The 10,175-nt window shown below is 73.2% G+C and carries 8 protein-coding genes and 1 pseudogene; 5 read left to right on the forward strand and 4 right to left on the reverse strand.

Features of this window, described 5'->3' with window-relative positions:
- Positions 1 to 266: 266 nt before the first annotated feature.
- Positions 267 to 398: pseudogene (locus ABD067_RS24985) on the reverse strand (ATP-binding protein); the annotation flags it as partial.
- On the opposite strand from ABD067_RS24985, the gene ABD067_RS26575 reads away from it, so the two are divergent.
- Positions 378 to 587: a transposase gene (locus tag ABD067_RS26575; RefSeq protein WP_456305267.1), complete on the forward strand. Its 210-nt coding sequence runs from the start codon at positions 378 to 380 to the stop codon at positions 585 to 587. The pseudogene ABD067_RS24985 and the gene ABD067_RS26575 overlap by 21 nt on opposite strands.
- A 426-nt stretch (positions 588 to 1,013) precedes the next feature.
- Here the strand turns inward: ABD067_RS26575 and ABD067_RS24995 are convergent, their stop codons facing one another.
- The 3 genes from ABD067_RS24995 to ABD067_RS25005 form a co-directional block, all read right to left on the reverse strand.
- Positions 1,014 to 1,859 (reverse strand): IclR family transcriptional regulator, encoded by an 846-nt coding sequence (locus ABD067_RS24995; protein WP_343898140.1) that lies wholly within the window; start codon positions 1,857 to 1,859, stop codon positions 1,014 to 1,016.
- A gap of 94 nt (positions 1,860 to 1,953) precedes the next feature.
- Positions 1,954 to 2,877 carry an SMP-30/gluconolactonase/LRE family protein gene (locus tag ABD067_RS25000; RefSeq protein WP_343898141.1) on the reverse strand — a complete coding sequence of 308 codons (924 nt, stop codon included), beginning with the start codon at positions 2,875 to 2,877 and terminating at the stop codon, positions 1,954 to 1,956.
- A gap of 15 nt (positions 2,878 to 2,892) precedes the next feature.
- Positions 2,893 to 3,873 (reverse strand): Bug family tripartite tricarboxylate transporter substrate binding protein, encoded by a 981-nt coding sequence (locus tag ABD067_RS25005; RefSeq protein ID WP_343898142.1) that lies wholly within the window; start codon positions 3,871 to 3,873, stop codon positions 2,893 to 2,895.
- A 196-nt stretch (positions 3,874 to 4,069) separates the two neighbouring features.
- On the opposite strand from ABD067_RS25005, the gene ABD067_RS25010 reads away from it, so the two are divergent.
- The 4 genes from ABD067_RS25010 (at position 4,070) to ABD067_RS25025 (ending at position 10,121) form a co-directional block, all read left to right on the forward strand.
- Complete coding sequence (locus tag ABD067_RS25010) at positions 4,070 to 4,747, forward strand: RraA family protein (RefSeq protein ID WP_343898143.1); 678 nt, start codon at positions 4,070 to 4,072, stop codon at positions 4,745 to 4,747.
- A 134-nt stretch (positions 4,748 to 4,881) separates the two neighbouring features.
- Positions 4,882 to 5,913 (forward strand): hydroxyacid dehydrogenase, encoded by a 1,032-nt coding sequence (locus ABD067_RS25015; RefSeq protein WP_343898144.1) that lies wholly within the window; start codon positions 4,882 to 4,884, stop codon positions 5,911 to 5,913.
- Positions 5,914 to 5,968: 55 nt separating this feature from the next.
- Entirely contained in the window at positions 5,969 to 9,106 is a 3,138-nt protein-coding gene (gene ydiJ / locus ABD067_RS25020) for a D-2-hydroxyglutarate dehydrogenase YdiJ (protein ID WP_343898145.1), read from the forward strand.
- Positions 9,107 to 9,137: 31 nt separating this feature from the next.
- Entirely contained in the window at positions 9,138 to 10,121 is a 984-nt protein-coding gene (locus ABD067_RS25025; RefSeq protein ID WP_343898146.1) for a tripartite tricarboxylate transporter substrate binding protein, read from the forward strand.
- Positions 10,122 to 10,175: the final 54 nt, after the last annotated feature.

The raw sequence follows: 10,175 nt of genomic DNA on the forward strand, positions 1-10,175 counted from the left end.
CGCCCCCCCCGGCGCTGCCGCGGCCCCGCACCGGCAGGCGGCCGACCCGCGCCCGTGGGGGCGCCGCCGCGGGCACCGCCGACTACGCCGCAGCGCCGAACCCCGTCGCGCGCTTCACGCCGGTCCGCGGCCCCGGGAGCGGCGGCGTCCGCGAGGCCTTCGTCGAAGCCCCGGAGCGCGGCCACGCCCGCGCGGACCCCGGTTGTCAACATCAGCCGAAAACCAAGCCACCGGTGGCGTGGGGCGCCAACCGGAATCTGGGCCACTCAGGCTGTCGCCGCCGCCGCCTGCTGCGCGGCAGGCTTGGGGACGACGCCCTCCTTCCGCTTGCCCTTGAGCCGGTAGCTCTCGCCGGAGATCTGCACGACGACGGCGTGGTGCATGAGTCGGTCCAGCAGCCGCCCGAAATCCCGCGCGGCTTCCATGTGCTGCCGAGGCGGTGGGTGGCGGAGAGGAGCATCGCATGGTTCGGCCGCAACCGACGATTGGCCAAAGACTGCGAGCGGCTGACCAGGACCGGCGAGATGCTGCTCTACGCCGCCATGTCGCGGCTGACGCTCCGGAAGTTGGCCGAGCGCGCGCACTAAAATTGCTCAACAGTCTCTGACCGAGAAGGGCGCAGGGCGCGTGAAAACGCGAATGCCGGCGATTGTCGCGCAACGTCCTTCCAGGCTGGACGCTCGCGCCAGCACATAGAGCCTCACACCGATGGTTCGTGCAGCAACATAGTTGCTGATTGCAGTTACGGCTCGGTGTTTTCACACAGACTCGGCGGAAAGCGGACATCATGGCCGGTCCGTTCCAGAGTTGGAGCAGGCGCACGCTTGGTGGACAGTGACAGCGGCGCTGCAGCCTTCGTCGCAACCTGGCGCGCCGTCACGGGCCCGGGCGGCGACCCAGGCCCGTGACGGCGCGTATGTCCAGTCGTCGAAGTCATGGCGATGCGGCGGATCGGCGGCCATTCCCGGCTCCTCGCGGGATGCCGACCGGCCGGGGCCGAGCGGGCGGCGGACTCAGCGCGCGGCACGGCGGCGCGCGCCGCCTCCGGCGCTGGCCTGTGCCGGTTCGTCGAGGAGCGGCTTCGGCACCGCCGCCGGGCCCGGCGGCCGGGACAGCGCCTGCAGCGCGGGCCCCTCGGGCGGTTCGCCGCCCAGGGCACCCGTGAGGTCCTGCGCGGCCTGCCACAGGGTACCGCTGGCGGCCTCGGCGGCCTCGGCGGTCAGCCGCGTCACCGGGCCCGAGATGCTCAGGGCGCCTGCGAACCGCTCGCCCGGCCCGAAGACCGGCATGGCCATCGCCGCGGTGTGCGGGTCGGTGACGCCCGAGGTGAACACGGGCAGCTCCAGCGTGGCCGCGCAGGCCGGCACCGGGACCGCGCCGAAGGCCCGCAGCACCTGCGCGATGCCGGCGTTGTCCATCGGCAGCATGTCGCCCTGCCGCACGTGCATGCGCAGCGGGTGCGGGCTGTCCGCCCGGAACAGGCAGAGCCGGTGCTCGCCGCGCCGGATGTAGAAGGCCGCGCTCTCGCCGGTCCGGGCCACCAGGGCTTCCAGCACCGGCATGACGTGCGCCTCGAGCCGGAAGGACTGCTGGTAGAGCGCGCCGAGCCGCAGCAGCTCCGCGTCCAGCCGGTAGGAGCCGTCCGGCATGTGCGCGAGGTAGCCGTGCTCCTCCAGCGAGATCGCCAGGCGCATGATGGTGCTCTTGACCAGGCCGGTGCGCTCCGCGAGCTCGGCCAGCGAGACGGCGGTGTCGCCCTTGCGGAAGGCGGAGAGGAGCGTCAGCGCCCGATCGGCGGCGGCCACGCCCTCGAGGGAGGGCTTGGCCTTGCGTTTCCTGTCGGCGGCGCTCTTGTCCATGCCGCCGGCGGTTAAGGCGGCACCGGCGGGGCGGCAAGACGCATCTTGGCCCCTCCGCCGCCGGGGATCCGTTCCGCCGGGCCTCGTCGTCCGCCTAGTCCGCATGGGAGTAGAGCGGCGCTCCGGGCACGCCGAGTTCCGCGCGGAGGATGCTGCCCGTCTCGGATTCGGTGATGAACAGGCTCCGGCGGTCCGCGCCGCCGACGGCGAGGTTGGTCGTGGACCACCCGGCGCAAGACGCGATGCGCTCCAGCGGCTCGGCCCGCGGCGACAGGCGCCACACCGTGCCGAAGCCGGCGTGCGCCACCAAGAGGCAGCCCTCCGCGTCCAGGGCCAGCCCGTCCGGGCCGCTCGGGCCGCCGTGCAGGTGGCAGAACACGCTCGCCTTGGTGACGCTGCCGTCCGCGTGCAGCGGCAAACGCCAGATCTGGTTGGCGCGCGTCACGGCCACCAGCGCGAAGCCCATGTCCGGCGCCACCACGACGCCGTTCGGGCTCGGCACCGTGCCGATCAGGCAGGAAAGGCGGCCGTTCGCCTCCAAGCGGTACACCCGGCCGGAGGGGTCGTGCAGCCCGGTCTGGCCCTGGTCGGTGAAGAACAGGTCGCCGTTGGCGGCGAAGAACAGGTCGTTGACGCCCTTGAAGCCCTCGGAGCGCGCGGTCTCCAAGAAGGGCGTGACCGACCCGCTGTCCGGGTCGAGCAGCATGATGCCGCGCTTGTAGTCGGTGATGAAGATCCGACCGTCCTTGTGGATCTTCAGCCCGTTCGGCCAGCCGTCGTATTCCGCCACCTGCTCCCACTCGCCCTCGGGCGAGACCCGGAAGACGCGGCCGAAGGGGATGTCGGTGACGTAGAGCCGTCCCTGGCGGTCGAAGGCGGGCCCCTCCAGGAACGAGTCCACGGCCTGCCCGCCGCGGTTGTGGTCGCTCCAGGCGGTGCGGCGCGGGCGGCGGAAGCGGTCCGGCAGGCGGGTGAAGACCTCGGTCTCAACGCGGCGTGGCGGGGCGAAGAAGGTCATCGGGGATGCTCCGCGTCACTGCCGCTCGATCTGGCCTTCGGCGGCGACCTTGCGCCAGCGCTCGGTCTCCTCGGCCAGGAGGCGCGTGAAGTCCGCCGGCGGCATGCCGCCCGGCTCCGAGGCGATCGAGTCCAGGAACTCCTTCACGTCCGGCGCCGCCAGCGCCCGGCCCACCTCCGCGTGCAGCTTCTCCACGACCGGGGCCGGCGTGCCGCGCGGCACCGCGAGGCCGGACCAGTTGACGACACCGAAGCCCGGCAGCCCGGCCTCGGCGAAGGTCGGGGTGTCCGGCAGCGCGGAGGACCGGTGCCCGCCGCTGATCGCCAGCGGCCGGAGCAGCCCGCCCTGGATGTTTCCGAGCGCCGAGCCCGGCGAGACCATGACCATGTCGACCTGGCCGCCGAGCGCCGCGGTCACCGCCTCGCCCGCGCCCTTGTAGGGCACGTGGTACAGCTTGATCGCGGCCGCCTGCTGGAAGGCCGCGGTGGCGAAGTGCGGCGCGCTCCCGACGCCGCCGGTGCCGTAGGTGACCTTCTCCGGATCCTTCTTCGCCGCCTCGATCAGCGCGCCCAGCGTGGCGAAGGGCGAGGCGCGCCCGACCGCCAGCAGCACGGGCGAGAAGGCGCTCACCGTCACCGGCTGGAAGGCCCGCGCGTGGTCGAAGGGCAGGCGGTTAAACAGGTAGGGCAGCATCGCGTAGGTGTTGTCCATCGCCAGCAGCGTGTGGCCGTCCGCCCGCGCGCGCGCGACCTCCGCCGCGCCGATCGTGCCGGTCGCGCCGGCCTTGTTCTCCACCACGAAGGGCTGGCCCGTCTGCTCGGCCAGCTTCTGCGCCACGCGCCGCGCGACGGTGTCCACCGCCCCGCCCGGCGCCCACGGCACGACCACCCGGACCGGGCGGGAGGGGTAGGCCTCCTGGGCCGATGCAGGGCGGATTGCGGCAGCGGCTCCCAAAGGGGCGGCGGACATCAGCACGGTTCGGCGCGAGACGGGCATGCGTTTCTCCTCTGGATCTTCTTGCAAAATCGCTTGCGCCGCCTCCCCGGTCCGGGTATTTCGAAACAGCGTTTCGTTTTACACGGATTGCACCGGACGGGGCTCCTGTCAACGCCAATCGTCGTCGCCGGCCCTCGAGGGGCGGCGGTCTAGGAGCGGCAGACCGGCAATAAGCGTTTCGTGGAGGAGAGGAACAATGGCAGCAGGGTTCAGGATCTTGTCGCGCGCCCGGGGGGTCGGGCCGGACGTGGTCGCGCGCTTCCGCGAGTTGCCGGTCGCGAACGTCAGCGACAGCATGTCGCGCATGGCGGCCGGCGGTCCGCGCCTGCGGCCGATGCACGCCGGCGGCGTGCTCGCCGGCCCCGCCCTGACGGTGAAGACCCGCCCCGGCGACAACCTGATGGTGCACAAGGCGATCGGCCTCGCCGAGCCGGGCGACGTCCTCGTGGTGGACGCCGGCGGCGACCTGACCAACGCCATCATCGGCGAGCTGATGATCGCGCAGATGGTCAAGCGCGGCCTGGGCGGCGTCGTCGTCAACGGCGCCATCCGCGACAGCGCCGCCATCCGGGCCGGCGGCTACCCGGTCTTCGCGGCCGGCGTCACGCACCGCGGCCCGTACAAGGACGGGCCGGGCGAGATCAACGTGCCGGTCGCGATCGACGGCATGGTCGTCGCCCCCGGCGACCTGGTGATCGGCGACGACGACGGCCTGCTCTGCGTCCCCTTCGACCAAGTCGAGCAGGTGCACGCCGCGGCCACCGCGAAGCAGGCCGCCGAGACGAAGCAGATGGCCGCGATCGAGGCCGGCACGCACGACGCCGCCTGGGTGGACGCCGCGCTGAAGCGGCTGGGCTGCGAAGGGTTGGACTGAGCGGCGCGCGAAAGGACCGGCGCATCGGGCGGCCCAGATTCGGCCGTCGCGCCCGCGGGCGGGCCTCGCCGATGCGACTGAACCACACAAACGACGTCTCCACGCCGCCCAACACAGGAGGAAGGACACCGGCCATGACGCAGACCGCCGCCCCAAGACGACCCACCGTGCTCATCACCGCGGCGAAGCTCGCGCCCGAGGCGGTGGCACTGTTGGAGGAGGCCGGGCTCGCCCCGGTCTACACCGCGGCCTACCCGGAGCGGGACGCCCTGGTCGCGGCGGTCCGCGAGCACCGGCCGGTCGCCCTGCTGCACCGCCAGGGCCTGATCGACGGCGCGGTGTTGGACGCCGCCGCGCCCCACCTGCGGGTCGTGGCGCGGCACGGCGCCGGCGTCGACGGCATCGACGTGCCGGCGGCCGAGGCGCGCGGGATCACCGTCGCACGCGCCGCGGGCGCCAACTCCCGCGCGGTCGCGGAGCACAGCATGGCGCTGCTGCTGGCGCTGCTGAAGGACCTCCCGGCCGTGTCGGCGGGCATGCGCGAAGGGCTCTGGGAAAAGGCCACGCGCGTCACGCGGGACGCCGAGGGGCTGGCGCTCGGCATCGTCGGCTACGGCGCCATCGGCTCCAAGGTCGCGCGCTTCGCCGGCGCCTTCGGCGTGCGCGTGATGGCCTACGACCCGTACCTCCCGGGCGACGGGCTGCCGGGACCGGGCGAGCGCGTGGCCGACCTGCCCTCGCTGCTGGCCCGCTCCGAGGCGCTCTCGCTCCACTGCCCGCTCAGCGACGAGACCCGGGGCATGATCGGCGCGGCGCAGTTCGCGTCGCTGCCGAAGGGAGCGCTCCTCGTCAACGCCGCCCGCGGCGGCATCGTCGACGAGGCGGCCCTGCTGGAGGCGATCGAGGCCGGGCGGATCGCCGCGGCCGGCATCGACGTGTTCGCCACGGAGCCGCTGCCGGCCGACAGCCCGCTGCGGCGGCACCCGCGCGTGCTGGCCTCGCCGCACCTCGCCGCCTCCTCCGTGCGGGGCGGCGTCGCCATGGCAACGGGGGCGGCGGAGTGCATCGTCGCGGTCCTGGCGGGCCGCCTGCCGGCGCTGCCGGGGGCGATCGTGGTCCCGGGTGGGCTCCGGGCAGCGGTCGAAGGAACCCACGCCGCGGCCTGAGCGGCGGGCCAAGCAAAAGACGAGTTGCGTCCAAGATCCAAGGGCAGGTGACGCGATGATCCCGCGACTGGTCGAGACCCCCTCCGCCGAGGACTCCTGCCGGGGCTTCCTCGAGGCGTTGCGCGCCTCCGGCTTCGCTGGAACGGTCTCGGCCGGCGACGCCGACCGCGCGGTGTTCGCCACCGACAACTCGGTCTACCGGCTTTTCCCGCAGGCGGTGGTCTTCCCCCGCGCCACCGACGACATCGCGCGCGTCATGCGCCTGCTCGCGGAGCCGCGCTTCGGCGGCGTCGTCCTGGCCGCGCGCGGCGGCGGCACCGGCACCAACGGCCAGTCCCTCACCACCGGCCTGGTCGTGGACGTCTCCCGGCACATGAACCGGATCCTCGAGATCAACGCCGAGGAGCGCTGGGTCCGCGTCGAGGCCGGGGTGGTGAAGGACCAGCTCAACGCCGCCTTGGCGCCGCACGGCCTCTTCTTCGCGCCGGAGCTCTCCACCTCCAACCGCGCCACGATCGGCGGCATGGTCAGCACGGACGCGAGCGGCCAGGGCTCCTGCCTGTACGGGAAGACCCGCGACCACGTGCTCGAGCTGACCTGCGTGCTGGCCGACGGCACGGTCTGGACCTCGCGCCCGCTGTCCGACGAGGAGCTGCGCGAGGCGCAGCGCCGTCCCGACCGCGTCGGCGCCGTCCACCGCGCGGTCGACGCCATCCAGCGCGAGCACGCGGCCGAGATCGAGGCGCGCTTCCCCAGGCTCAACCGCTGCCTGACCGGCTACGACCTGGCGCACATCCGCGACCGCGAGGGCCGCTTCGACCTCAACGCCGTCCTCTGCGGCGCCGAGGGCACCCTCGCGGTCCTGGCGGAGGCCAAGCTCAACGTCCTGCCCATCCCCAAGCGCAGCGCCCTGGTGAACCTGCGCTACGGCAGCTTCGACGCGGCGCTTCGCGACGCCCAAGCCCTCATGGCGTTCGGCCCGGCCTTGATCGAGACCGTGGACTCCAAGGTGCTCGGCCTCGCGCAGGAGGACATCGTCTGGGACGGCGTGCGCGAGTTCTTCCCGGACGACGCCTCCGGGCCGGTCCGCGGCGCCAACCTGATCGAGTTCGTCGGCGACACGGAAGAAGAGGTGGAGGCGCCGCTCGGGCGCATGGCGGAGGCGCTGGCTGCCGGCGGACCGGCGGCCGGCCGCGCCGGCTACACGGTCGCGCGGGGCGAAGCCCCGGTGGGGCGGATCTGGGAGATGCGCAAGCGCGCGGTCGGGCTGCTCGGCAACATGCAGGGCGACAAGCGGCCGATCGCCTTCGTGGAGGACACGGCAGTCCCGCCGGAGAACCTGGCCGACTTCATCGCCGAGTTCCGCGGCCTGCTCGACGCGCGCGGCCTCGACTACGGCATGTTCGGCCACGTCGACGCCGGCGTGCTGCACGTCCGCCCGGCGATCGACATGAAGGACCCCGCGCAAGAGGTCCTGGTCCGCGAGGTCACCGACGAGGTGGTCCGCCTCACACGGAAATACGGCGGCCTGCTCTGGGGCGAGCACGGCAAGGGCGTCCGCTCGGAATACTCCCCGGAGTTCTTCGGCCCGCTCTACCCCTTGGTGCAGGCGGTGAAAGCGGCATTTGACCCGTGCAACCAGCTCAACCCGGGCAAGATCGCCAGCCCCGACGGGAGTGCCCTGCTCACCATCGACGGGGTGCCGACGCGCGGGCAGGCGGACCGCACGATCCCGCCCCCGGTGCGGGCCGCCTTCGACGAGGCGATGCACTGCAACGGCAACGGCGCCTGCTACGACTGGGACCCTGACCAAGCGATGTGCCCGTCCTGGAAGGGTACGCGGGAGCGCCGGCACTCGCCCAAAGGCCGCGCCATGCTGCTCAAGGAGTGGCTGCGCCGCCTCGCCGCCGCCGGCGCGGACCCGGTGGAGGAAACCCGCCGCCTGCGCGCCTCCGCGGGGTGGCGGACCTTCCCGGCGCGGCTCCGCAACACGCTGGCCCGGCGCCGCGGCGAGCCCGACTTCTCGCACGAGGTCAAGGAGGCGATGGACGGCTGCCTGGCCTGCAAGTCCTGCGTCGGCGGCTGCCCGGTCAAGGTGAACGTCCCGAACTTCCGCGCGAAGTTCCTCGAGCTCTACCACGGCCGCTACCTGCGGCCGGCGCGGGACTACCTGGTCGCGTCGCTCGAGCACCTCCTGCCGGCCGTGGCGCGGGTGCCCCGGCTGTACAACGGGGTGGTCGGGAGCGCTGCGGGCGGCGCCGGCATGCGCCTGTTCGGGCTGGTGGATACCCCCAAGCTGTCCGGCATCGACCTGGGGCGCGAACTCGCCGCCCGCGGCCTCGCCTTCGCCACGCCGGAAGCGCTGCGGCGGCTCGGCGAGGCCGAGCGGCGCAGGGCGGTCGTCGTCGTGCAGGACGCCTTCACCAGCCACTACGAGACCCGCCTCGTCCTCGACGTGCTCGACCTGGTCCGCCTGCTGGGCTTCACGCCCTGGCTGGCGCCCTTCCAACCGAACGGCAAGGCGCTGCACGTGCACGGCTTCCTCGGGGCGTTCGGGCGCGTGGCCGCGGCGAACGCGGACGCGCTGCGCGGGCTGGCGGCGACCGGCGTGGACCTGGTCGGGATCGACCCCTCCATGACCCTGACCTTCCGGGCCGAGTACGCCGAGGCCCTGGGCGGCCGGGACCTCCCGCGCGTCCTGCTCTTGCAGGAGTGGTTGGCGAAGCTTGCCATCGACATGCCGCCGCGGTCCGAGGATGGATCGCGCTACCGTCTCTTGCCGCACTGCACCGAGCGGACCACCGCCACCGCCGCGCTGCGCGACTGGCGGGCCGTGTTCGCCCGGCATGGCCTAGAATTGGACATTCTAGCGGCCGGCTGCTGCGGCATGGCGGGCACCTACGGCCACGAGGCCGACCACCGCGCGATGTCCGAACGCATCTACGGCCTGAGCTGGGGACGCCACGTGGCTTCGCCGGACGGAGCGGGCCGGCTGCTCGCGACGGGGTATTCCTGCCGCTCGCAGGCGAAGCGCCTCGACGGCGTGGAACTGCCGCACCCGGCGCAGGCGCTGCTGCAGGCCTTGCGGCTCCCGAGAACGGCGGGCGCCCCGCAATCCGCGGCGGGAGGCCCCGGAACGGGTTCCGCCGTGGCGGGTGCCCCACCGCCACAGGCCATTCCGACAGTCGGATGAGGCCGCTCGCATCGAAGGAGGAGTGTCGAGGATGAGAGGAAAGACCACCATCGGGCGCCGCGCCCTGCTCGCGGCCGGCGCGGCCGCCCTGGCGCTGCCATGCCCGGCGCTGTCGCAAGGGCAATGGCCCGCGGGGCGGCCGATCGAGCTGATCGTCGGCTTCGCCCCGGGCGGCGGCACCGACGTCATGCTGCGCGCGCTCGCCCCCTTCCTCGCGGCCGAGATCCCGGGCGCGAACTTCGTCGTGCTCAACCGCCCCGGCGCCGGCGGCGAGACCGCCTACGTCGCCATCCAGTCGGCGCGCCCGGACGGCTACACGCTGGGCGCCATCAACACCCCCGGCTACCTTTCGGTGCCGGTCGAGCGCCGGGTGCGCTACGACCGCGCCAAGATCCGGCCCATCGCCCGGCTCGTGGACGACCCCACCGCCCTCGTGGTCCGCCAGGCCTCGCCCCACAAGTCTCTCCGCGACCTCGTGGAGGCCGCCCGCCGCAAGCCGGGGACCATCAGCGTCGGCTCCTCGGGCGTCGGCACCGACGACCACCTGGGCCTGACCCTGCTGCAGGCGGCCACCGGGACGGAGTTCATCCACACCCCCTACGCCGGCGCGGGACTGGTGAAGAACGCGGTGCTGGCCGGCCACATCGACGTCGCCGGCCTGAACCTCGGCGAGATCGGCATCCTCAACCAAGAAACGCCCCCGCTGCGCGCTCTCGCCGCCATGGGCGAGAAGCGCTGGGAGCTGATGCCGAACGTGCCGACCTTCCGCGAGGAGGGCTTCGACGTGGTGATGACCAGCGAGCGTGGCCTCGCCGCCCCGCGCGGCATTTCCGACGAGATCGCCGCCCGCCTGCAGGACGCGATCGCGCGCGTGATGGCGGAGCCCGAGTGGCTGGCGAAGGCGAAGCAGTTGGAGCTGCCGCTGGCTTACCTGCCCGGGGCGGAGTGGCAGGCGCAGATGCCGGCCCAGGAAGCCCGCTACCGCGGGATCTGGGCGGCCACGCCCTGGAACTGAGAGGAACTGACACAACCGCCTCGATTGGCGGTGGGTGACGACGCACGTGGCGAG

Origin of the sequence: Craurococcus roseus (genome assembly GCF_039523795.1) — a bacterium.
GTDB lineage: Bacteria > Pseudomonadota > Alphaproteobacteria > Acetobacterales > Acetobacteraceae > Craurococcus > Craurococcus roseus.

What these genes read in the sequence shown, in the direction of transcription:
- ABD067_RS25005 (WP_343898142.1), bottom strand. Translation starts at nt 3,873, where the DNA reads ATGCCCGTCTCGCGCCGAACCGTGCTGATGTCCGCCGCCCCTTTGGGA.
- ABD067_RS25025 (WP_343898146.1), top strand. Translation starts at nt 9,138, where the DNA reads ATGAGAGGAAAGACCACCATCGGGCGCCGCGCCCTGCTCGCGGCCGGC.
- ABD067_RS25000 (WP_343898141.1), bottom strand. Translation starts at nt 2,877, where the DNA reads ATGACCTTCTTCGCCCCGCCACGCCGCGTTGAGACCGAGGTCTTCACC.
- ydiJ (WP_343898145.1), top strand. Translation starts at nt 5,969, where the DNA reads ATGATCCCGCGACTGGTCGAGACCCCCTCCGCCGAGGACTCCTGCCGG.
- ABD067_RS25010 (WP_343898143.1), top strand. Translation starts at nt 4,070, where the DNA reads ATGGCAGCAGGGTTCAGGATCTTGTCGCGCGCCCGGGGGGTCGGGCCG.
- ABD067_RS25015 (WP_343898144.1), top strand. Translation starts at nt 4,882, where the DNA reads ATGACGCAGACCGCCGCCCCAAGACGACCCACCGTGCTCATCACCGCG.
- ABD067_RS24995 (WP_343898140.1), bottom strand. Translation starts at nt 1,859, where the DNA reads ATGGACAAGAGCGCCGCCGACAGGAAACGCAAGGCCAAGCCCTCCCTC.